This is a genomic window from Aureivirga sp. CE67 (genome assembly GCF_015767245.1).
Lineage (GTDB): Bacteria > Bacteroidota > Bacteroidia > Flavobacteriales > Flavobacteriaceae > Aureivirga.
On record NZ_JADOTV010000027.1, the window covers coordinates 1 to 22,555 of the forward strand.

Genomic DNA, 22,555 nt, shown 5'->3' on the forward strand with positions numbered 1-22,555 from the left:
ACCTCTTTCCATCCCGAACAGAGAAGTTAAGCCTACCAGCGCAGATGGTACTGCCTTTGGTGGGAGAGTATGTCATCGCCTTTCTTTGAATCCTGATTCTTTTTTTGAATCAGGATTTTTTTTTGCTCTAAACTTTCCTCAAAGGAAAGTTCATAGTGTTGTACACTATGCTTGTTTATATCGTCCCGTTGGGACTTTTTTTGTTCTGATTTTGAGAGTTCATAGTGTTGTACACTATGCTTGTTTATGTTGTCCCGTTGGGACTTTTTTTGTTTTTAGGGTTTATTCCTTTTTCTTATTTTCATTTTATTTCTTTTCTTTTTTGTTTTATAAGTAACCTTTTGTAGAATACTTCTGTTTTTTCTGTTATTTGTGTGATCAGGAGTTACGAACTCGCGCTAGCGAAAATTTAAAATTGATAAATCGTAGTAGAACATGATGATTCTACCTTCGGAGAATCAATAGAGAATGTTCTTAATCTAATGGGATGTGGTTATAGTTGCTTAATTTGATTGTTTTAACAGTTTTTAGAGCTGTTTGGAAGAAATGTGAGGGTTTTGTTTGTTTTTGCGTTAGGGATTGTAGTGGCATCCTTTTTTGCTTTTTCAGCCTGTTGCTTTTAGCAAAAAAGATATAACGGAAAGCCCGACCCGGAGGGAAACGCCCAAATTTTATTTATGATAGCTTAAAATTAAAAAGAGTTAACTTACAAATTATGAAATATTTATTAATGAATGAATATTTCGGCCTATATAGAACAAATTTTTTATAAAAGTTTTTTTCTTACCTTTTTTATGTATTCCGTTTGTTTAATATTAAATTCAATCTACTTTAAAATAGTTGTTTAGTTCGACCCCACAGTCACCTATTTATTTTGGAATATCAATTAGCTAATAATTTTAAATTTCAATATAAATAATTATGGAAACAGCTTTAAAACAAAAAGCTTTGGCTATTCATAAAAATAGCTTGGGAACTATTGCAGGTCATTTGCCTAAAGATTTAGATCATATAGGTAGTTGGATAAATGATATTGTAAAAAAGGCTTCTTTAGAAAAGGAGAAACAGAATGATTTTCAGTTTATGCCTGCTGTAGATAAATTTTATAAGATGATTACTTCTGACTCTAAATTGGAAGCAGCTGTAAAATTAATGCTTAAGCAAGGTGTTGCAATACATCAACAGTATGAGCCTAATGTATCTTATCCTGTAGATAATTTAGAAACTTTAATGACTTCTTTAAATTATATTATAACACATGCACCTGAGTTTGATCAGGATGTACCGCATTCTGCATTTCCAATGTCGGGATTATTTGTATATATGATGGCAACTGAGGCTGGATGGGATGTTTTTAGAAATGAAACATTTAATGATGGATTGAGGTTAGTACTTCAATCTTGGTGTGAATTTTTAGATTCTCCACAATCACTTTCTGTTATTACTACAAAATCTAGAGGCTGGCTTTCTCCACCATCTGTTATTCAGAATAACTTAACTCAATTTGTTACTAATTCACAACAAATGTTGGATCCTAAACATTGGGGGTTTAAATCTTTTAATGATTTTTTTCATCGTCAGATAATTCCAATTTGTAGACCTATGGATGGAATTGGGAACGAATCTGTTGTTGTTTCTTCTAATGATGGTACTGTTTATCGATTAAAGAGAAATGTACAAGATGAAGCGGATATAGATTCAAAAGGGCAACCTTATTCTTTAAAACAAATGTTGGATGGGAGTAAGTTTACTGATGATTTTATGGGAGGTGATGTTTTACAAACTTTTCTTAGTGGACATGATTATCATCGATGGACTGCACCAGTTTCAGGGAAAATTATAGAACAAAGAATTGTAAATGCATTCATGTTTAGTGAACTTCAATCTGAAGGATTTGATCCTTCTGCTGGAACAGAATCTCAAGGTTATGAGGCTAATGTTAATACAAGAGGAATTGTTATTATTGAAAATGATAAAATTGGAAAAGTGTGTGTTATGCCAATTGGAATTACAGAAATATCTTCTATTTCTTTTGAAAATAAATTAGGTGATTATGTAGAAAAAGGTCAAGAATTAGGAAGGTTTAGTTATGGAGGGTCTAGTATGTGCTTGATTTTTGAAAAAGATGCTATAAAACAATTTACTGTAGTTAATCCAGATAAAGAAACGGATTCAGATGATGGCCCATTTGTAAGAGTGAAAGCTCAGATTGCAATAGCAAATATCAAAAAATAAAAATAACCAAATTAAACTAACCAAAAACAATTTACGATGATAGCTAAAGATAAGCTTTACAAAACTGTAATTGATCTCAAAGGAATTAAACAAAGAGATCCGAAATACAAACAAGCAGATATTTCATGTATTCAATCAATAGCACAGGCTGCAATAAATGTTGAATTATTTACAATTCCACTATATATGACAGCATTGTATTCTATTCAAGGAATGCATCAAATTACGAGTAAAGATAGTACATTATATCAAGGACGATGGTGGCCTGGAGCAGCAGCTACTCCAAAATTGAATGAGTCAGATGAGTTGACCAAAAATGAAACTGTTTTCAATAAAGTATTTAGCGTATTTATTGAAGAGATGTTGCATTTACAATTAGCATCAAATATGTCTAGTAAACTTGGTTTTACACCAACTTTTACAAGTCCATTATTACAAAATTCTGAAAATGGATGGATTTGCTATGGTATGCCAAATGGTGCAAGAAAGGTAACAACAATTCCTCATATTTTAGATTTTAAAGATTGTGTCGATGATTTGAATGAAATCAACCCGAAGGTGAAAGAATATTTTGAAAAAATATTCCCTGGACAGAACCTGCAAAATATGGAAGTAAACTTAAATGCAATGACAAAAGAGCAAGCTTTACTTTTTATGATTATTGAGGAAACTGAAGACAATGCTAAAAAGATTATTAAAAAAGAATATTGGGAACCTCCTTATTTAAAACCAGAATTAAATAATAGACCAAAATATTTTGAACATGCTCCGTATGATTGGTGGCAAGAAGGATATACAGAAGCAGATCTTCCTATGTTTGGTTCTATTGGTAGTATGTATCTAAATTATTGGACTTATTTAGAAATAGTATATGAAGATGGTACTTCTTTACTTGAATTACTTTTAGGGAAAGGAAATCAAAAGAATTATTTCAATAGAATAGATGATGGACATCCAAGAGAAGAATATCCAAATGTTGATGGTGATATAGATCTTTATCCAAACTTGAACGATATCAAATTCAAATTTATGAATATGATAAACGCAATTACAAGTCAAGGAGAAGGTGGAGAAGGTGTAGTTAAAGAAATATTAGAGACGTTTAAAAATGAAGAATGGGCAATAAAATTTAATGAACGACTTAAATTATCTAGAGTAGCTGAACCATATAGACCTAGTAAAGAAGGTTTGGAAAAGGATTATGTTGGATATGATGATGAAGGGAAAGAAATTAAATATTCAGGAAATGCATATGCTAGATTTGAAAATGGAGCGCAAGATCACTTTGAGATATTCACGGAATGTTTGGGGATTATAGTAAACTCTAAAGAAGAAGATCCTTATACAACTTGGATTGATTGGCATGAGAAAAATGGAGCGAATCCATGGAAAGCAGAAATGCTTGTACCAAATGAAAATAGATTAAGTAAATATTCAAAATCAATTCCTAGTGGCGCTCAAATAGCAGATTCATTAAATACTTTAGCTAAACCTGAAAATATAGAAAATACATATGAATTATTTAGTCAATCTGCAGTTGGAACTCTGAAAGGTCTTACAATGGCTTTAAATGAATATTGGAGTAATCCTAATGGAGAATTTCCATCACCTGCAATGGGAGGATCTGGTGATCGAATTTCTATTTGTTGGGCTTCAACAGGTAAAATCCCAGATTTAACTAAAGGTATTGGTAGTATAGATACTCATAATAACCTATTCAATGCTTGTCAAGGAATGACTTATCCTCAAAGAAATGAATCAGTACTCACTACAAATACTTTACCTGATCCAGCTGTTTTTCATAGTTGTAAGGGTTCAAATAGTTGTAGAGCACAAGGAGGTTGTGGATTTGTTCAGCCAGTTTCTGGTGGAGGAAGTTGTGGTGGAAATGTAAGCGATAAGGATGCTTATCATCAAGTAAGTTCTCCAGCAAATAATAAATGTGGAATGTTAGGAGGTTGTGCTGTTCCAATTTCTGCTTCTCAATTATATCCTAAAAAGGTATTTGAAAAAAATACCGAAGAAGTAATGCAGCTGTTTAATTTTAAATGGGATGGAAATAGATATGAGAATATTCCTATGGAAATAGAAGGGAAACCTGCATTTTTAGAATTTAAAGAAGGAGACAAGGTCTATGATATTGCTTGGAAAGCATATTCTTTTGCAAATAAAGAGTTGCATAATTTTAATTCTATCACAGAGCAAAAATTTGAAAACTCAGATGATAAGGATTCTATTTTAGTTTCAGGATCATTAAAACCAGAAAAAATGGTATTTAAGAATGATCCAAATAATTTCAATGATGCAATACGAATGGCATTACCACCTTCAACATAAAAAATATGAATACAATAAATTCAAATAAACGTCTAGGTCTACCAAATTTAGGCCTAGGCGTTGGTTTACGTTCCAAGCATTTTCCTTATTTAATGAAGAATAATGAACTTTTGGTGGATTGGTTTGAAATCATTAGTGAAAATTTTATGGATAATTTTGGCTATGCTCGTCATGTTTTAAAAAAAGTACGAGAGCAAAAACCTATTGTAATGCATGGAGTTTCTATGAATTTAGGTTCGAAAGATGATTTAAACTTTGAATATTTAAAAAAACTAAAAGAATTATCAGATTTTATAGAACCTTCTTGGATTTCAGATCATTTGTGTTGGACTGGGTTCGCAAATCAAAATACTCATGATTTGCTACCTTTACCTTTAAATGAAGAATCATTAAAACACGTTTCAAATCGAATAAATATTGTCCAAGATTTTTTAGAACAACCTATAATTATTGAAAATCCTTCTACTTATTTACAATATCATAGTTCGACTATTTCTGAATGGGATTTTTTAAGTGAAATGGTTTCTAATACAAATTGTGGTTTATTATTAGATGTAAATAATGTTTTTGTTTCTGCAACAAATCATGAGTTTGATGCGAAAAATTATATTCAAAATTTACCACATCAGAATATTGTACAAATTCATATTGCTGGACCAACTGATTGTGGAAATTATCTTGTAGATACTCATGATAAGCCAGTACCTTCAAAAGTTTGGGAGTTGTATAAATTAGCTCAAGAATTAACAGGAGGGGTTTCAACACTTTTAGAATGGGATGCAAATATTCCTGATTTTCCTGATTTAGTAAAAGAACTTCATAAGGCTAAAAATGTTTTGAGCGGAATAATTCCTAGCGAAGAAATTCAAAAAGAATCGTTTCAACATATTATTTCAAATCCAATTGATTTATGATAAACAATTATAAAGAAGAAGTATTAAAATTAGAAATAATTCAAGAATGGATGCAAACTGTATTGATTTCTAGAGGAGATTTGATTGAGAAAATTGAAACAGCGAATGAGAAATTAGATATTCCATTGAATGAATTAATAAAAGAAACAGAAAAGTTTCCATCACTTAAAAGATTAAATGTTTATGCTACCGGATATGTTTTAAGACTTGTAGAATGTTTAAAATCTCAATTTCCTATGTTGTTATCTTTTTTGGGTGAATCTATGTTTGAAATGTTTGCTAAAGCTTATATTGTAACTTTACCTTCAACTTCATGGAGTTTAACTGAGCTTGGAGCTTCTTTTTCAATTTTTTTTGATAAAACGAAACCTAAGAATTTAGATAGAAAATTAAACCAAACTTTAATTGATTTACCAATTGAAATTACTAAATACGAAGAAACAAAGTTAAAAGTTATCTATTCAAAAGGGAATGAAGGAGAAAAATCTGATATTCATTTTCAATATTTATTTAATTTGATTTCTGAAAATAATTTCATAGAAAGAATAAGAAATATTGAGTTATTAGAATTTGAATATCCGATTCATAAAATAAATAAAAATGTAAGAATGAATGTTTCAAATTCTCTACCAAATAAGCAAAAAACATATTTAGTTATTTCAAGAAAAAATTATCAAGAAAAAATCACAGAAATTAAAGATTGGCAATATTATATCTTGTCAAATTTGAAGGTAGAAAAGACTATTAATACAATAAAACAAGAAACGTTTATTCAGTTTTCTAAAAGAAAAGAAGAAATAGATTCTGAATTTTTAAATTGGTATCTTTTGATGAAAGAAAATAATTGTATTTGGTAAAATAAAAAGGGTTTTCAAATTATATAAAGAAAACCCTAAATTTTTATTTCACAATTGGTATCAAACCACGAAGTCCCATATTTACTACTTTTTCTCCTTCAATATCTACATCCCATTGACCATTATTATTGATATCGATCCATTCGAAACTTTTGTTTGTAGAAAGAAAAAGCTCTATGATGATATCTTCAGTTTCGTTTCCATTAATTTCTAATGTATTTCCAAAATTTCCTGTAACAACGCATGATCCTTGTGGAATTGGCGAAGTTTCGAAAAGTGGATTTGGAACTGTTGTTGCATTTTCGGGAGCTTGTCCTGTTTGTACTCCATTAATTGTTTCAAAAGCAAAGAATCCTTGTTTTTTATTTTCATTGATTTCAAGGGTTTCATTTTTGACTAAAAAAGATTCGATAAATGTATTGTATCCAACAAAACTTGCAAGTGTAGCCTGGTATTGTTGGTTGTTATATTGAAAATTTATATCATAATTTTGATAAGAAACAGAAAGTCGTACCCAATTATAATTTCCTTCAGAAATTGATTTTAGTGGAATTTCAAGAAAAGTTTCATTGGGAGAAATTACATTACTTTTATTGAAATCTATTGCATTTTCTCCTCCTTGTGTTGTTTCTGGTGCATGAAACAATATTTCTCCACTACCAAGTGCTGTAAATTTATCAGATGAAAATTCTAAATAATGTGCTGAAATTTTATTGAAATTTGGATTTTGAGCTGCATGATTTTCAGGAATTTCTTCTGGTTCTCCAGTGTTTCCTAACCTGATTTGTTCAGAATCAACTTTTAGTTTTATGATTAGCTTCGGTTCATAAACGCTAGTGTTTTCTGAAGATTCGTCAGAAGAACATGCAAAAAACAGCGTTGAAGTTAGTATTGTTAATAAGATTTTTTTCATGATGACTTTTTAATAAATATTTTTCAAAATAGATATAAAAGAAAGGTTTTACAAAAACTAAAAATAGAATTTTCAAATCATTACCTAAAAATACATTAACTAAATTCTATTTGTTTAAATTTGCATACCAAAATAGATAATTATAATGTATAGAAGTCATTCCTGCGGAGAATTACGTATGTCAAATGTTGGTCAAGAAGTAACTTTGGCCGGATGGGTACAGAAAATAAGAAATAAAGGTTTTATGATATGGGTAGATCTTCGTGATCGTTACGGAGTTACTCAATTAATGGTAAATACTGAGGAATCGAATCCAGAAACTATTGAAAAAATGAAATCACTAGGACGTGAGTTCGTAATTCAAATTACTGGAGATGTAATCGAACGTGTTTCTAAAAATCCAAACTTGGATACTGGAGATGTGGAGATTTTAGTGAAAGATTTAACGATTTTAAATGCAGCTGAAACACCTCCTTTTACTATTGAAGATGAAACAGATGGTGGGGAAGATCTTCGTATGAAATATCGTTATTTAGATATTCGTCGTAATCCTGTAAAAAACAACTTAATTTTCAGATCTAAAGTTACACAAGAAGTTCGTAATTTCTTATCTGGTGATGGATTTATTGAAGTGGAAACTCCATATTTAATCAAATCAACTCCAGAAGGAGCAAGAGATTTCGTTGTACCTTCTCGTATGAATGAAGGACAATTTTATGCATTACCACAATCGCCACAAACTTTCAAACAATTATTGATGGTTGGTGGAATGGATAAATATTTCCAGATTGTAAAATGTTTTAGAGATGAAGATCTTCGTGCAGACAGACAGCCAGAGTTTACACAAATTGACTGTGAAATGGCTTTCGTAGAGCAAGAAGATATCATGAATACTTTCGAGGGATTAACACGTCACTTATTAAAAGAAGTTAAAGGTGTTGAAATTGATAAATTCCCAAGAATGACTTATGAGCACGCAATGAAAACTTATGGAAATGACAAACCAGATATTCGTTTTGGGATGGAGTTTGCTGAGTTAAATGAAGTTGCTCAAAATAAAGGTTTCGCTGTTTTTGATAGTCAAGAATTAGTTCTTGGTATTGCGGTTCCAGGATGTGCAGATTATTCAAGAAAGCAAACAGATAAATTAATCAAATGGGTGAAGCGTCCACAAATTGGAGCTAGCGGATTAATTTTTGCAAAATACCAAGAAGATGGAACTTTCAAATCTTCAGTAGATAAATTCTTTGGACAAGAAGATTTAAAACTTTGGGCAGATGCTACAGGAGCTAAACCTGGAGATTTAATCTTAGTTTTAACTGGAGAAACAAACAAAGTACGCTCGCAAATGAGTGCTTTACGTATGGAGATGGCAGAAACTTTAGGTTTACGTAAATCTGATGAGTTTGCTCCTCTTTGGGTAATTGATTTCCCTCTTTTAGAATGGGATGAAGAAACAGAGCGTTACCACGCAATGCACCACCCATTTACTTCTCCAAAACCAGAAGATATGCACTTACTTCCTACAGAGCCAGGAAAAGTAAGAGCTAATGCTTATGATTTAGTTTTAAACGGAAACGAAATCGGTGGAGGATCTATTCGTATTTTTGATAAGGAAACACAACAATTAATGTTTGATTATTTAGGATTCACGAAAGAAGAAGCTGAAAAGCAATTCGGATTCTTAATGAACGCATTCAAATATGGAGCGCCACCACACGGAGGTTTAGCTTTCGGATTGGATAGATTAGTTGCAATTTTAGGAGGACAAGAAACAATTAGAGATTTCATTGCATTCCCAAAAAATAACTCAGGAAGAGATGTAATGATTGATGCTCCTGATTTTGTAGATCAAGAACAATTAAATGAGCTTAACATTGCTTTAGTAAAGAAAGAAGAAGCTTAATTTTATTCTATAAAAATATTAGAAAGCCCAAATGTTTTGCATTTGGGCTTTTTTTATGAAGAACTTTTATTTTGTTTGAAATTTTTCTTTTGAAAACAGATCTGCGTTAGGGATTGTAGCAATTGTCTGAGCTCTTTTTTGGCTTTTTTAGCCAAAAAAAGCGAGTGCGGAAAGCCCGACCGAAGGGAACGCCCAAAATTTAATTATTAAAGAAATTGTTTTCTATAATTTCCTTTTAGTGATTTAAAAAATCTACTACTATTTCATCTACAATAATATCTGAGTGTTGGATTTCTTGTTTTAAAACTAAACCTTCAAAACTTCTACAACGACTTAGAGCGACATAAGTTTGTCCGTGTGCAAAACTTCCACTTCCAAGATCGATAATTGCATTCTGGAAACTTTTTCCTTGACTTTTATGAATCGTTACTGCCCAAGCGAGTTTTAGAGGAATTTGTGTATAATATCCCAAATTGATTCGTTGAAACCTTCCGTTTTCAAAAGTATATTTCGAAATTTCCCAAGTAAATGGTCGAACTTCTACTTCTTTTCCATTTTCTAATTTCACAAAAACAACATCTAAATATTCTTCTTCTTCTTTATCAAAAATAACTTCATGTTTAGTAATAATTCCAATAGTTCCATTTACCCAACGTTTCTTCACATCATTTTGAATAAACATTACTTGCGCACCTACTTTCAGTAATATCAAGGGATTGTTAGGTTGTAAGCTGCCAATTTCTCCATGTTTGGTTGCTTTATACTGAATAAGAGTATCCGAAATTTCATTCAATTTTTTATTATTAATCGAATTTGCAATTTGGTTTGTGGATACCAAATGAATATAAGGTTTGTCTGAATTTGGAATAAAATTTTTCTGAACTCTTTGGTTCATAAAATCCAAATCGGAATTAGTAATTTCTCCTAAACGAATTTTATTTAAAACTTCAATAAAATCTAAATCTGTTTGACGGAAAACTTTATTCAGTTCTTTAATTTCAAGTTGAAAAGCTGGTGTAAACAAATCTTTTTGTTGAAAAACATGTGCGGAAAAGAAATAGGGTGAGTCATATTTTTGAAAATAATTCGATTCTGTTTCTTCATTTACCACAGGAGGAAGTTGAAACAAATCACCAAAAAACAACATACGAACTCCGCCAAAATCAGCTTGAGATCTTCTGGCTTTTCGTAATAAAACATCAATTGCATCCAAAATATCAGCTCGAACCATTGAAATTTCGTCAATCAAAATCGTATCTACAGCTTTCAGTTTTTCAATCAAAAAACGATTTACACGAACATTTTTAGCTTCGTCTAATTCATAACCTGGTTTTAAACGAAAAAATGAATGAATCGTATCTCCATTTACATTAATTGCAGCAATTCCTGTTGGAGCAAGCACAACAATATCTTTATTTCTTTCACAAATATATTTTAGCAAAGTTGATTTTCCTGTTCCTGCTTTTCCTGTAATAAATAAGTGTTTATCGGTGTTTTCAACCAAATCGATAATTTCTTTTTTATCTTCTGAAAATGTAAATGCTGCTTCCATAACGGATGTTTAGATTGAGCTACGAATGTAGACTTTAAATCAGTTTATTGAAAATAATATTGTCTTAGAGTCTGTTTAAATTTATATCAAAACAATTTATATGCTTCTTAAAAGCTCTTTTTTGTATTTTTTCTCACCCATAGCGATGCTATGCATTCCCAAAAATACTTCAAAATAGCATTTTAATAATCTATAAAATAAATTCTGATACAATTTTAAACAGGCTCTTAAAATATTTTATTCAAAACTTAAAAAGTATTCAAAAAAAACGATATTTGTCCCATGCAAAAAATACTAGAAAATACAAGAATAAAGCAACTATTTTTAATTGGTTCTTTATTATTACTTACAAATTGTAATGAAGAAGTGCCGCCACCACCAGAAGAAGATAAGTCAGATTATCATAATGTGAATAGATTTATAGCGCACGCTGGAGGTATGATTGATGGTCATTTATACACTAATTCATTAGAAGCTTTAAATTATTCTTATGAAAAAGGATTTAAATTATTCGAAATAGATTTTCTTAAAACTTCGGATGATAAAATTGTTGCTGCACATGATTGGGATTCTTGGAAAGAAAAAACAGGTTTTACAGGAGATATTCCTCCAACTTTAGAACAATTTCAGAGTGAATTGATTTTTGATAAATATACACCAATGAATATGCAAGATGTTAATAAATGGTTTGAAGAACATTCGGATGCAATATTGGTTACAGATAAAATTAATTCTCCAAAAGAGTTTACTTCTAAGTTTATTGATAATTCAAGATTGAAAATGGAGTTGTTTACAGAGGAAGCGATAGAGGAAGCAATTCAAATTGATCCAAAAATTGTGATGATTTCTCAAAGTGCAATTTATGATATTGGATTCGGTAATATTTTAGAATACGTGCAAGAGCATAAAATAGAAACGATTGCAATTTCTAGAAAAAAAGTTCTTAAAAAAGCAAAATATCTTTTAGAGTTGAAAAAAGAGGGAGTTAGAACTTATGTATATCATGTAAATTCTGAAGGGAAAAACGAGAAATATGTTTTCGAAAATGAGTTTCCTTATGTTTATGGAATGTATGCAGATTCTTGGGATTTTAAGAAATAAAAATATTAAAAGCTGAATTATTTAAATTCAGCTTTTTTATTAGTTATTAGATAAATTTTGAAATAATTTTTCCATTGTTTGTTGCTCTTTTTGTCCAATTTCTAGAAATAAATCTGAAACTTCTTCAACAAATTTTCTATCTTTTGTTTTTGAAATTTTTAAAAATAAATCCGAGACATTTTTCCATAAAACTGCAATTTCTTTAAAAGAATTTGAAGCTTCCAAATAGCTTTTATTTCCAGTGATATTATGAGCTTCTTTCAGGAAATCTCGATATATATTTCTGAAAAGTGAACCACCAGTTCCAGCATTTTCCATAATCATTGCAGAAGTTTCAAAATCAGATTCAATATTTTTTGTTCTATCAAACCATTTTTTGACTTCAACACTTGTTTTGAAAATTCCTTTATAACCAAAATTTCTGATAGGAGGATTCAAATAATCCTCTGCATTTCTCAAAACAGCTTCATTAATAATAGCTTTTATTTCTGGAATTTTTCCTTTTTTTTCAATTGTATAACTTAAGTTTTTTGAAGATAAAGGTCCTCTTTCGTTCCTTGCTAATTCCAAATTTTTCAAAGAAGTTTTTACAGAACTTCCACCTTGACGCATTGTATCTACTAGAAAAGCATCTTTTTCATCGTGACCATACATGGCCACATAATGTGCTGCGAAATGAATTTTTTTAGTGAAATAATCTAAATGATAGCAATCTAGTTTTAAACCTACAGCTTTTCCTTTTTCTAATGCTATTTCAATATTTTTCCAAGCTTTTTTGATAGAAGTTGTTTCTTTTATTTCTAAATCAAGATTTAAGTTTTTACAAAGATTTTTTGTGATATAATCACTTCGAATTCTTCCACCCATAAAAGGAAAATCCATTCCTTTAAAATTCATAAAACCATATGCAAAACCTTCACCAAGACCAAATAACATTGGTTCAGAAAGTTCGATTCCTAATTGATTTAAAAGAGTTCCTGTAGCTGTAGTTTCGCAATGTTGACCTTCAAAAGCTTTAATTTTTAATTTCATTTTTATCGTATTGGAATATATAATTCTGTTATTAAATCTTCGTCTTTTGTAAATCGTGGATCTTTTAAATAAACTTCAAAAGTTGGTATATTTCTCAATTCAAATTCAGTTTCAAAAAGCCATTTTTCATAAATAAAATCATGTAAGAATTCTAATTTTTGTAAAGCTCCAAAATGTGTAAAAACCGCATATTTTCCACTTTTGATTTCTTTTATTTCAAAATTTTTAGAGTTTTTAATTTCTTCATTAATAGAAAAAGCTACATCATACCTGCAATTTTTAGCTTCAGTAATGTTTGGGTTATCATAGTATATTCCGATTCTTTCTGATTTTGATAAATCGATTTTATTTTTCTCTAAAAGATTTCTTAGTTTTTCTCTTGTTTCACTATATTTCATTTCTTTTAAAGATCCGTGTAATCGTATAAAAGCTATTTTTTTAGATTGAATTTCAACAATTTTGATCGAATTATTATAATCCGTATTTGTTTTTTTAGTCTTATGTTGAATTTCTATATTTTTATTTTCACGATATTCTTTTGGGCTAAAAGAATAAAATTTTTTAAATCTTTTACTTAAACCAGAAGGAGTTTCAAAACCAACTTCATAAGCAATTTCTGAAATATTTTTCTGAGAATATCGAAGTAAATTTGCAGCTTTTTCTACTCGTAATCTAGTGATAAATTCTCCAATATTTTCTCCTAAAATTGCTTTTAGAATTCTATGAAAATGAAATTTAGAAAGGTTTGATTTTTCAGCAAGTTTTTCCAAACTTAAATTTTCATCCAAATGTTCTTCAATGTAATTGATAACAATATTTACTTTTTTTATATAATCAACTTTATTCATTTTGAAGAACTATTTTTCTTGATTTACATTTAATGCAAAGATATTTTGAAGTCAAAAATTAGACTTTTCCTAGATTGCTATTTCAAAAATATTTTAGAAAATAGAAAAATCAATTAAAATGTGATAAGAAAATTATCTACATTTTAATTGATGAAAATAGAAGAATTAGTTATTCTAATTCACTGCATATAAAGTTATTTTTATTCAGTAAAGAAATAATATCGTTTACTATATTTTCTGAACTTTCAATTCTCAAAATTTTATCACAATCTTCAAGATCGAAAATCCATTTTATATTAGGAAATAAAAAATTCAATTTTGGTTTAAGAAGATTAACTTCATATGAAGTGTAAACATTCGTTTTAAATACATAAACCATAATCTTAATATTTTTTTAAAACTTGGTAATCGATATAAAAAGTTCCAAAAGGAATAACGCAAGCAATTAATACTTTCCAAGTTATTTTTGTGAACTTCCAATTGTTTTCTATTCCAAATTGTATAACTTTAATTACATATAAAATAAATAGGATTCCATGTGCAGGACCTATAAATTTTACTATATCTTTTTCAAAATAATATTTTAATGGAACTGCAATGAATAGAAGAAAAACTAAAGAAGTACCTTCTAGAAAGGCAAGTAATCTTAACCTACCGATTTCTGATTGTAATAGATTTGTCATAATTATATTGTTCTAAAAAGTACTCTACCAATTGATTTGTAAAATGGCCAAGGAATTGCTGCTATTATGATGATAATAGATATTGAAAACCATATAAGCATAGTTTTGAATTTTTGTATATTTTCTAGTTGTCTTTTTGCTTTAGCAGAACCTATTGAAATAAAAATAATTGCTAAAAACATGAAAAGACTATGATAAATAGCAAAAAAAGAAAAGTTGTAAGAGCTATTTATTTCAGAGTTATTTTTCCAAAAATTTAAAATAAGAGGGTTTTTTACATAAAGAATAATACCCAGAATTAGCTGTATATGCGTAACTGTAGCAGTCCAATGTCTAAATAAATTATCTGTTTTATTAAAATTACGTTTTTTAAAATATCCAGATAATGATAAATAAATTGAAATCAACAAAAAGAGCAATACAAGCCATCTGTTGATAGAATGAAGAAATAATAAAATACTCATTTTTTGTGTTTTTAATGTTGCAAAGATCAATCAAAGCAAATCAAAATACTCTGGATAATTAATGCAATATTTAGGATAATTCAATCATTTTTCTAAATTCTAATGGAGTTGTTTTTTCATGTTTTTTAAAAAATCGACTGAAATAAGAAGGGTCTTCAAAACCTAAGTCAAATGCAATTTGTGAAATAGGATCATTTGTTTGTGAAAGTAAAATTTTAGATTCAAGAATTAATATCTCATTGATCCAAGAAGAGGTTGATTTTCCAGTTACGCTTTTTACACATTTATTTAAATGATTAACACTTACATTTAATAAATATGCATAATCTTTTGTTGAATGATTATCTTTAAAATTTTGAATTAATAACTCCTTAAATTTATTAGTTAATTCAAGTGGTCTATCGTTTTTAACATCGATAAATAATTTTTTATAAACTTGGTTTAATTCTGATAAACTAGCGATTAAATATGATTTTAAAAGCATACTATTTTTACAAGTATTTAAAGAATATTCATGAAAAATTCTATCAAATAATTGGTTTAAATATTTAAAACTTTCTTTATCAGGCTGGATGATTGGATTGTTCAATATATTTAAAAAACGAAAATCTCTTTTTAAATCAAAACTACCAATTTTACCATATAAAAAATCAATATGAAAATTACAGATAAATCCTGTACAATTATTTTTTGAGTTATAACTAACAACTTGTCCAGCAGGGATAATTAGGAAATCATTTTTTTTAAGAATTAAAGAATGAAAAGCTATATTTACATTTAGTTTTCCTGAAGTTAAAAAAAGGATTGTATGTGTATTATTATCTCTTGTAGGTGAAATATTTGTTTTTAACTGTTTTAATAAATCCTCTAATTTCAACATAAAAAAAAGTCCATAATCATTTCTGATAGATTGACTGATACTACCTGAAGAATTTAGATTTTTTTTTAAAAATTGATTGTTGTCAAACTGTTTGATTAATGAGCTCAATTTGTAATAGTTTAAAGTACTGAAAAGCTAAAATTAAATAAAAAGACATTCTTCTAAGAAGAATTAACTAAAATTAAAAGTATTTTCATTCTTTATCATTTTTTTAGTCCAAAATTTAGTGTAGATTTTTTAACAGTTTCGTAATTTTGTGGTTACCTTAAAAATTTAGCATGTCAAAATTTCATACACTTAAAATAAAAGAAATAAAGCACGAAACAGAAAAAGCTGTTTCCATTGCATTTACTGTACCAACGGATTTGGCTTCTGTTTTTAGCTTCATTCCAGGGCAATATGTAACTTTAAAAACTGAGATTAATGGAGAAGAGGTAAGAAGAGCTTACTCAATTTGTTCTTCATCTTCTTGTACAGAATTGAGAGTTGCTATAAAAGCAGTAGAAAAAGGTTTGTTTTCAAACTTCGCAGTTTCTGTATTAAAAGAAGGAGATTCTTTAGAAGTTGCTCCGCCAGAAGGAAAATTCGTTTTAGAAACAAATGCTGCAAATGCTAAAAATTATATCGCTTTTGCTGCAGGAAGTGGAATTACGCCAATTATGTCGATGATCAAGTCTGTATTAAAGCAAGAAATGAGTAGTAAATTCGTTCTTGTTTATGGAAATAAATCTGTTGAGGATACTATTTTTAAGGATGAACTTGATACTTTAGTTGCTGAATTCCCTAAGCAATTAGAGATTCAATATGTTTTTAGTAAGAAATTACATGATGGAGCATTATTTGGAAGAATCGATAAATCGGTTACGAATTTAGTTGTTAAGAACAAACACAGAAACATTTCTTTTGATGGACACTATTTATGTGGACCAGAAGCGATGATTAATGCAGTAACAGAAACTTTAAAAGAAAACGAAGTTGAAGCTGGAAAAATCCACTACGAATTATTCTCAGCTGCAGAATCTACAGGAAGTGAAGCTGCAAAGAGTTTAGATGGAAACACTTTAGCAACAGTACTTTTAGATGACGAAGAAACAACTATCGAAGTTTCTAAAAAGGAGATTTTATTAAACGCTATGTTAGATGCGGATTTAGATGCTCCTTATTCTTGTCAAGGTGGAATTTGTAGTTCTTGTATTGCAAAAGTTACAGAAGGAAAAGCTGTGATGGATAATAATCAAATTCTTACAGATTCTGAAATCGAGGAAGGATATATTTTAACTTGTCAAGCACATGCTGTAACAGATAAGATTAAAGTTGATTTTGACGACGTTTAAAATGTTGTAAATCAAAATAAAATATTAATTATGAATTCCATGTTTAACCCCGAAAAGAATAGGTTTCACATGGAATTTGTATTTTATCAATAATTATACATAATACATTTTATGCTAAATGACATTTTAAAAGCAATACCAATTGGATTTGGTCTTTCGTTTATGATTGGGCCAGTATTTTTCATGTTACTTCAAACAAGTATTATCAAAGGAGCAAGAGCTGCTATTGCTTTTGATTTGGGAGTAATTTTTGGAGATATTTTTTTCATTTTGGTTGCTTATTTTGGAAGTCAACAGCTTTTAGAACAAATAAAAGATGATCCGAGATTATATTTTTTCGGTGGAGCAGTTTTGTTTTCTTATGGTTTGATTTCTTATATTCAAAAAAAGAAAGAAAAAGAGAATGCTATTGAAAACGTTGATAAAAAGACGATTTCTAAAAAAAGTACTTATGGAAAACTCTTCATCAAAGGATTTTTTCTAAATTTTATCAATATTGGAGTTTTAGGTTTTTGGTTGTTGATTTTAATTGGAATCGGCCCGCAATTAGATTTTGATTCTAAACGAATCTTCAATTTTTTTGCAGTAATTATTTTGAGTTATTTCTTGACAGATTTAGGAAAAATATTTCTGGCAAAACAACTTCAGAAAAAATTAACACCAAAAGTTATTTTAAAAATAAAACACGCAGTTGCTATAATCATAATGATTTGCGGAATTCTTTTATTAATTAAAGGATTTATACCAAATAAAGACCTTGGAATTGAATAAAAATGAATTTATCAGAAAGTTTTAAAAACTAATAATACTTTCGACTAAAACACTAAAAAATATTGAATTTTTAAAGCTAAATAATTTGTAATTTAGCCTCAATTATAAATAACACAATTCATAATGAAGACTACAGACAATATTAAAGAAACATTAAATAAACTAGGTCTTAAAGAATTAAATCACGGTGTATCTACAGGTTCTGAGAACTTTGGAGGTGGTGAAGAATTCGCTTCTTACTCACCAGTAGATGGACAATTAATCGGAAAAGTAACTTCTGCGACAAAAGAAGATTACGAAAAAGTAATGGAATCAGCGACTTCTGCTTTCAAAACTTTCCGTACAATGCCAGCACCACAAAGAGGAGAAATCGTTCGCCAATTTGGAGAAAAATTACGTGAATTAAAACAACCTCTTGGAGAGTTAGTTTCTTACGAAATGGGTAAATCTTTACAAGAAGGTTTAGGAGAAGTACAAGAAATGATCGATATCTGTGATTTCGCAGTTGGTCTTTCTCGTCAATTACATGGACTAACAATGCACTCTGAGCGTCCAGGACACAGAATGTATGAGCAATATCACCCACTTGGAGTTGTAGGAATCATTTCTGCATTCAACTTCCCAGTTGCTGTTTGGGCTTGGAATACTGCTTTAGCATGGATTTGTGGAGACGTTTGTGTATGGAAACCATCTGAAAAAGCGCCATTATGTGGAGTTGCTTGTCAAAATATCATCGCTGACGTATTAAAAGAAAATGATTTACCAGAAGGAATTTCTTGTTTAGTAAACGGAGATTACAAAGTTGGTGAATACATGACAGCGGATAAGAGAGTTCCTTTAGTTTCTGCTACTGGTTCTACAAGAATGGGTAAAATCGTTGCACAAGCTGTTGCAGGAAGATTAGGTAAATCTTTATTAGAATTAGGAGGAAACAATGCTATTATCGTTACTCCAGATGCTGATGTGAAGATGACTGTAATCGGAGCTGTATTCGGAGCTGTAGGAACTGCAGGACAACGTTGTACTTCTACTCGTAGATTAATCATCCATGATTCAATGTATGACAAAGTAAAAGAAGCTGTTGTTGATGCTTACAAACAATTACGTATCGGAAACCCATTAGATGAAAATAACCACGTTGGGCCACTTATCGATACAGATGCTGTAAAAATGTATCAAGATGCTTTAACTAAAGTTGTGGAAGAAGGTGGAAACATCTTAGTTGAAGGAGGAGTTTTAGAAGGAGAAGGATACGAAAGTGGATGTTACGTGAAGCCAGCAATCGCTGAAGCTGAAAATCACTTCGAAATCGTTCAACACGAAACTTTTGCTCCAATCTTATACTTAATGAAGTATTCTGGAGATGTAGAAAATGCAATTGAGTTACAAAACGGAGTTGCTCAAGGTCTTTCTTCTGCGATTATGACTAACAATTTAAGAGAAGCAGAAAGATTCTTATCTGCTGCTGGATCTGATTGTGGTATTGCAAACGTAAACATCGGAACTTCTGGAGCTGAAATCGGTGGAGCCTTTGGAGGTGAAAAAGAAACTGGTGGAGGACGTGAGTCTGGATCTGATGCTTGGAAAGTTTACATGAGAAGACAAACAAACACTATCAATTATACAACAGAATTACCTTTAGCACAAGGAATCAAATTCGATTTATAATAGATTTTTAAATAAAATAGAAAAGGCTGAGTATTTAAACTCAGCCTTTTTTTATGAATATATTTTGACTAGACTAATTAAAGTATTTGCATTTTGTTCGCCAGACTGTCGCCATTTCATTTCTCCTTTTACATAAATAATATAAGTAGGATAACCTTTAATTCGTAAAGCATCTGTTAAAACCTGATTTTTTTCAATATCAATTTTAACCACTTTCGCTCTATCACCTAAAGCAGCAGCAACATCTCTTAAGATATCTTCCTGATTCTCGATATAATTACCATTTTCTTTATAAAAATCTAAAAGAATCGGTTTTTTAGAGTTAATTAATTCTCCGAATTTTGTCATGACTTACTGTTTTTGTCTATCCTCCGATAGGAAACGCTTAAATTACTCTAAAAATAATAATTATATGTTATCTTTTTTATAAAAATTTATTATTAAATGTTGATAATCAGAATGTTCTGTTTTTTTGAGAGTCTGTGAGCGTTTATTTTAAATAATCTTTTAGCGCTTCGATATTCTTCTTGCTATTCCCAATAAATATTTTATCATCAACGATAAAAACAGGTCTTTTTAAGAATGTATATTCTTCCAAAATCAAATTTTTAAAGTCTTCTTCTGTTAGATTTTGTTCTTTCATTTTCTCTGCAGTATATTTCTTTGCTCTTTTGTTGAATAAGCTTTCGTAAGAATCTGTAAGAGAACGCATATTTTCCAATTGTGCTTCTGTGATTGGCGTCGATTTTATTTCGAATAATTCAAAACCAGTTGTATCAACTTCTTTCAAAATTCTTCTGCAAGTATCACATGTTTTAAGATAGAAAACCTGTTTGCTCATAATATTTTTTGTTTAAATATGTTCGTAATTTAAAACTCAAAACTACGCATATTTTAGCTTTCGAAATAATCGCTTTGCTTCTTTAAACTGAATGTAAGGGATTTTATTATCCAAGTTTTTCAAATATTCTTTGGAAGCTTCAAGTTTTGTTTTTGCATTCAAAAAATTATTCAGAGCACAGATCGTGTAAGTAATCGGGAATTTTTCCAAGTCTTTTTGCTCAAGATTTGTCAGTTTTGTTTTCTTCTGTAGCTTTTGTAAAATCGAATTATTATTGTTGTAAATATGATGTAGAAGATGCTTGTCATAAATTGGTGGTTCGAATAAAACTTCTTTGGCTATTTTTAATTTTCCATTGTCTTTAAAATGCAAAATCGTTTTTTCTAGAGGATAATATTTTAAATCATCTTTTAAACCTAAATTAATATGTTCAGTGATGATAAAAACTTCTTTTCCTATTGAAAATGTCACCAAATCTAGAGAGGAATAAAACAAACGAACTTGCTCATTGATCAATTCAATATTTACTCTAGAATAAAATTCTTCATCATTAATAGTATTTTTTTTACCAGCCCAACAAATGATAAATTGCTCTTTAAAAACTTTGTATTGTGGATTAAATTCTTCGCTATGTTGATTGAAAAAACTGAAAACATTATCCAGAATATGTTCAATATTATTTCGAGCAGCTTTTTCTATTTCTTCAACAATTTTATGATTTTGATTACTGATGTTTTTCTCTGTCTGAGACATTGTAGAATTACTACCAATTCTATAAAACATCGTTCCAGAAGGATATTTCCAAATACTTCTTTTGAAATAAGTCGTGTTTTCTTGCGAGCGAATCGTTACGAGTCCAATTACTTTATGTTTTGGAAGTATAGAAAAATAGACATTTTCATATTGAATCAAAGGTGGATTTTCCAGATAAGCATTTACAAGATTTTGAATTTTACTATCATCAAAAAAATCAACACCTTTTAGCATGTTTTCTTGATCTGTAACACCTACAACAATAAAAGAATTATTTCGAGGATTGGAATTAGAAAGAGAGCAAATATGTTTTAAAAATCGTGCTTTTCCAACTCGATTGTCTAGATTCAATTTTTCTTTTTTGTCATAAAAACTATTTTCGTCTGTATATTTCAGTAAAGTTTTTATTAATAATCGCTTATTAATCATAGCTAAATAGTTTAAATGCGTTCGGAAATTACTTCCCTAAGTTAAAAACATCTACACGATTTATCAATTTTTAAACAAAAAAATCTGGAACAAGATGACTCATTCCAGATTAAAAGAGCTTGTTTAAATTCATATCAAAAAATTTTATACACTTCTTAAAAACTATTTTTTGTCTTTTTTCTCGTCCATAGCAATGCTATGCACTCCAAAAATGTCTTCAAAATCGCAATTTAATAAGCTATAAAATAAATTATGATACAATTTTAAACAAACTCAAAGAAAAATTGTAGTAAGAATTAGATTTTTTCGATGCTAGTAATTACAGCTTTACCGTGTAATGGTTTGAATACTTGCATGATTACTAAATAAGGTTTTGCTCCAGGATATACGATTTGAGCTTCGCAACGGAATCTGTAGTTCATTCCAGCAACAACTTGTGTAGAAACTTTAAAAGGAGTGTAAACTACTCCTTCGATTCTTTCTGTAGCTTCTGCAAAAACAAATTTGCTTTCTGCTGTCAATGGCTCGTATGGAGACCATCCTCCTAATAATTCTGTGTTTTGCTCTGAATAAGAATCTACATTTTTGATGCTTACTAATCTTGGTTCACCCTTGATTGGCTTGTAAATCTCTACGATACATAATTCCTCAGTTGCTCCAGGATAAACTCCTTTTGCTTTACAACGGAATCTGTAGTTTGTTCCATTAACGATTTGCTTTGAAACTTCGAATGGCACATAATCTACACCAACATAGTTTTTCATTACTTCGTTAAAAATTTCTTTGTCTTCTTCTGTTAAAGGCTCAAAAGATGACCATCCTCCAACTAATAGTTCTTTTTCTGAAACTAAACCTGTTTTTTCTTTAAAATTTTCCATGTGATTGTTTAACTTTTTGATTATTAATGATTAACTATCTTAAAGTTAGTAACTTATACTTGTGAAAAAGAAATTGGTTTGTTATGAAAATGTAGTTAAAATGTTAGGAATGTGAAGTTTAGGTAAAGTTATTGCATAAAAAAACCAGAGCAGCAACTC

Annotated in this window: 20 protein-coding genes and 1 rRNA gene; 10 read left to right on the forward strand and 11 right to left on the reverse strand. The window is 29.5% G+C overall.

Translation table 11 applies throughout. The annotated features are described in order from the left end of the window. The 5 genes from rrf to I0K12_RS19935 form a co-directional block, all read left to right on the forward strand. A 5S ribosomal RNA gene (rrf, locus tag I0K12_RS19915) occupies positions 1-84 on the forward strand; the annotation flags it as partial. Positions 85-921: 837 nt separating this feature from the next. After that, a complete protein-coding gene (locus I0K12_RS19920) occupies positions 922-2,235 on the forward strand; it encodes a phosphatidylserine decarboxylase family protein (protein WP_196889936.1) in 1,314 nt (437 codons plus the stop codon). 36 nt (positions 2,236-2,271) lie between these two features. Beyond that, positions 2,272-4,572: a ferritin-like domain-containing protein gene (locus I0K12_RS19925; RefSeq protein ID WP_196889937.1), complete on the forward strand. Its 2,301-nt coding sequence runs from the start codon at positions 2,272-2,274 to the stop codon at positions 4,570-4,572. 5 nt (positions 4,573-4,577) lie between these two features. After that, entirely contained in the window at positions 4,578-5,486 is a 909-nt protein-coding gene (locus I0K12_RS19930; RefSeq protein ID WP_196889938.1) for a DUF692 domain-containing protein, read from the forward strand. Further along, the gene (locus tag I0K12_RS19935; protein ID WP_196889939.1) at positions 5,483-6,343 is read left to right on the forward strand and encodes a DNA-binding domain-containing protein; all 861 of its coding nucleotides are present in this window, start codon (positions 5,483-5,485) and stop codon (positions 6,341-6,343) included. The genes I0K12_RS19930 and I0K12_RS19935 overlap by 4 nt, the downstream gene beginning before the upstream one ends. A 43-nt stretch (positions 6,344-6,386) precedes the next feature. Here I0K12_RS19935 and I0K12_RS19940 read toward each other — a convergent pair whose 3' ends face one another. After that, positions 6,387-7,256, reverse strand: coding sequence for a hypothetical protein (locus I0K12_RS19940; RefSeq protein ID WP_196889940.1), 870 nt, complete (start codon positions 7,254-7,256; stop codon positions 6,387-6,389). Positions 7,257-7,401: 145 nt separating this feature from the next. Between I0K12_RS19940 and aspS the strand changes: the two genes are divergently transcribed. Beyond that, a complete protein-coding gene (aspS, locus tag I0K12_RS19945; RefSeq protein ID WP_196889941.1) occupies positions 7,402-9,162 on the forward strand; it encodes an aspartate--tRNA ligase in 1,761 nt (586 codons plus the stop codon). A gap of 235 nt (positions 9,163-9,397) precedes the next feature. Here aspS and I0K12_RS19950 read toward each other — a convergent pair whose 3' ends face one another. Beyond that, positions 9,398-10,714: an ATP-dependent RecD-like DNA helicase gene (locus I0K12_RS19950; protein WP_196889942.1), complete on the reverse strand. Its 1,317-nt coding sequence runs from the start codon at positions 10,712-10,714 to the stop codon at positions 9,398-9,400. Positions 10,715-10,996: 282 nt separating this feature from the next. Between I0K12_RS19950 and I0K12_RS19955 the strand changes: the two genes are divergently transcribed. Then, positions 10,997-11,815, forward strand: a complete 819-nt coding sequence (locus I0K12_RS19955) for a hypothetical protein (protein ID WP_196889943.1) — start codon at positions 10,997-10,999, stop codon at positions 11,813-11,815. 39 nt (positions 11,816-11,854) lie between these two features. Here I0K12_RS19955 and I0K12_RS19960 read toward each other — a convergent pair whose 3' ends face one another. The 5 genes from I0K12_RS19960 to I0K12_RS19980 all read right to left on the reverse strand — a co-directional run bounded on the left by I0K12_RS19960 (position 11,855) and on the right by I0K12_RS19980 (position 15,830). After that, positions 11,855-12,847: a BtrH N-terminal domain-containing protein gene (locus I0K12_RS19960; protein ID WP_196889944.1), complete on the reverse strand. Its 993-nt coding sequence runs from the start codon at positions 12,845-12,847 to the stop codon at positions 11,855-11,857. Positions 12,848-12,849: 2 nt separating this feature from the next. Next, positions 12,850-13,695 (reverse strand): GyrI-like domain-containing protein, encoded by an 846-nt coding sequence (locus I0K12_RS19965; RefSeq protein ID WP_196889945.1) that lies wholly within the window; start codon positions 13,693-13,695, stop codon positions 12,850-12,852. Positions 13,696-14,078: 383 nt separating this feature from the next. Continuing rightward, positions 14,079-14,378: a DUF3817 domain-containing protein gene (locus I0K12_RS19970; protein ID WP_196889946.1), complete on the reverse strand. Its 300-nt coding sequence runs from the start codon at positions 14,376-14,378 to the stop codon at positions 14,079-14,081. A 2-nt stretch (positions 14,379-14,380) separates the two neighbouring features. After that, positions 14,381-14,842: a hypothetical protein gene (locus I0K12_RS19975; RefSeq protein WP_196889947.1), complete on the reverse strand. Its 462-nt coding sequence runs from the start codon at positions 14,840-14,842 to the stop codon at positions 14,381-14,383. Positions 14,843-14,912: 70 nt separating this feature from the next. Continuing rightward, entirely contained in the window at positions 14,913-15,830 is a 918-nt protein-coding gene (locus I0K12_RS19980) for a helix-turn-helix domain-containing protein (RefSeq protein ID WP_196889948.1), read from the reverse strand. A 170-nt stretch (positions 15,831-16,000) separates the two neighbouring features. Here I0K12_RS19980 and I0K12_RS19985 point away from each other — a divergent pair, with 170 nt between their 5' ends. From I0K12_RS19985 to I0K12_RS19995, 3 genes are all read left to right on the forward strand, one after another. Further along, a complete protein-coding gene (locus I0K12_RS19985) occupies positions 16,001-17,056 on the forward strand; it encodes a ferredoxin--NADP reductase (protein WP_196889949.1) in 1,056 nt (351 codons plus the stop codon). Between the two features lie 111 nt (positions 17,057-17,167). Then, the gene (locus I0K12_RS19990; RefSeq protein ID WP_196889950.1) at positions 17,168-17,827 is read left to right on the forward strand and encodes a LysE family translocator; all 660 of its coding nucleotides are present in this window, start codon (positions 17,168-17,170) and stop codon (positions 17,825-17,827) included. Positions 17,828-17,950: 123 nt separating this feature from the next. Next, positions 17,951-19,495, forward strand: coding sequence for an aldehyde dehydrogenase family protein (locus I0K12_RS19995; protein ID WP_196889951.1), 1,545 nt, complete (start codon positions 17,951-17,953; stop codon positions 19,493-19,495). A 51-nt stretch (positions 19,496-19,546) separates the two neighbouring features. Here the strand turns inward: I0K12_RS19995 and I0K12_RS20000 are convergent, their stop codons facing one another. The 4 genes from I0K12_RS20000 to I0K12_RS20015 all read right to left on the reverse strand — a co-directional run bounded on the left by I0K12_RS20000 (position 19,547) and on the right by I0K12_RS20015 (position 22,396). Next, positions 19,547-19,843 carry a thioredoxin family protein gene (locus I0K12_RS20000; protein WP_196889952.1) on the reverse strand — a complete coding sequence of 99 codons (297 nt, stop codon included), beginning with the start codon at positions 19,841-19,843 and terminating at the stop codon, positions 19,547-19,549. Positions 19,844-19,985: 142 nt separating this feature from the next. Continuing rightward, positions 19,986-20,336, reverse strand: coding sequence for an arsenate reductase family protein (locus I0K12_RS20005; RefSeq protein ID WP_196889953.1), 351 nt, complete (start codon positions 20,334-20,336; stop codon positions 19,986-19,988). Positions 20,337-20,378: 42 nt separating this feature from the next. After that, a complete protein-coding gene (locus I0K12_RS20010) occupies positions 20,379-21,518 on the reverse strand; it encodes an ATP-binding protein (RefSeq protein ID WP_196889954.1) in 1,140 nt (379 codons plus the stop codon). Positions 21,519-21,814: 296 nt separating this feature from the next. Further along, a complete protein-coding gene (locus I0K12_RS20015) occupies positions 21,815-22,396 on the reverse strand; it encodes a hypothetical protein (RefSeq protein ID WP_196889955.1) in 582 nt (193 codons plus the stop codon). Positions 22,397-22,555: the final 159 nt, after the last annotated feature.

What these genes read in the sequence shown, in the direction of transcription:
- I0K12_RS20015 (WP_196889955.1), bottom strand. Translation starts at nt 22,396, where the DNA reads ATGGAAAATTTTAAAGAAAAAACAGGTTTAGTTTCAGAAAAAGAACTA.
- I0K12_RS20005 (WP_196889953.1), bottom strand. Translation starts at nt 20,336, where the DNA reads ATGAGCAAACAGGTTTTCTATCTTAAAACATGTGATACTTGCAGAAGA.
- I0K12_RS19960 (WP_196889944.1), bottom strand. Translation starts at nt 12,847, where the DNA reads ATGAAATTAAAAATTAAAGCTTTTGAAGGTCAACATTGCGAAACTACA.
- I0K12_RS19985 (WP_196889949.1), top strand. Translation starts at nt 16,001, where the DNA reads ATGTCAAAATTTCATACACTTAAAATAAAAGAAATAAAGCACGAAACA.
- I0K12_RS19920 (WP_196889936.1), top strand. Translation starts at nt 922, where the DNA reads ATGGAAACAGCTTTAAAACAAAAAGCTTTGGCTATTCATAAAAATAGC.
- I0K12_RS19995 (WP_196889951.1), top strand. Translation starts at nt 17,951, where the DNA reads ATGAAGACTACAGACAATATTAAAGAAACATTAAATAAACTAGGTCTT.
- I0K12_RS20000 (WP_196889952.1), bottom strand. Translation starts at nt 19,843, where the DNA reads ATGACAAAATTCGGAGAATTAATTAACTCTAAAAAACCGATTCTTTTA.
- I0K12_RS19975 (WP_196889947.1), bottom strand. Translation starts at nt 14,842, where the DNA reads ATGAGTATTTTATTATTTCTTCATTCTATCAACAGATGGCTTGTATTG.
- I0K12_RS19965 (WP_196889945.1), bottom strand. Translation starts at nt 13,695, where the DNA reads ATGAATAAAGTTGATTATATAAAAAAAGTAAATATTGTTATCAATTAC.
- I0K12_RS20010 (WP_196889954.1), bottom strand. Translation starts at nt 21,518, where the DNA reads ATGATTAATAAGCGATTATTAATAAAAACTTTACTGAAATATACAGAC.
- I0K12_RS19955 (WP_196889943.1), top strand. Translation starts at nt 10,997, where the DNA reads ATGCAAAAAATACTAGAAAATACAAGAATAAAGCAACTATTTTTAATT.
- I0K12_RS19940 (WP_196889940.1), bottom strand. Translation starts at nt 7,256, where the DNA reads ATGAAAAAAATCTTATTAACAATACTAACTTCAACGCTGTTTTTTGCA.
- I0K12_RS19930 (WP_196889938.1), top strand. Translation starts at nt 4,578, where the DNA reads ATGAATACAATAAATTCAAATAAACGTCTAGGTCTACCAAATTTAGGC.
- I0K12_RS19990 (WP_196889950.1), top strand. Translation starts at nt 17,168, where the DNA reads ATGCTAAATGACATTTTAAAAGCAATACCAATTGGATTTGGTCTTTCG.
- I0K12_RS19935 (WP_196889939.1), top strand. Translation starts at nt 5,483, where the DNA reads ATGATAAACAATTATAAAGAAGAAGTATTAAAATTAGAAATAATTCAA.
- I0K12_RS19950 (WP_196889942.1), bottom strand. Translation starts at nt 10,714, where the DNA reads ATGGAAGCAGCATTTACATTTTCAGAAGATAAAAAAGAAATTATCGAT.
- I0K12_RS19970 (WP_196889946.1), bottom strand. Translation starts at nt 14,378, where the DNA reads ATGACAAATCTATTACAATCAGAAATCGGTAGGTTAAGATTACTTGCC.
- aspS (WP_196889941.1), top strand. Translation starts at nt 7,402, where the DNA reads ATGTATAGAAGTCATTCCTGCGGAGAATTACGTATGTCAAATGTTGGT.
- I0K12_RS19925 (WP_196889937.1), top strand. Translation starts at nt 2,272, where the DNA reads ATGATAGCTAAAGATAAGCTTTACAAAACTGTAATTGATCTCAAAGGA.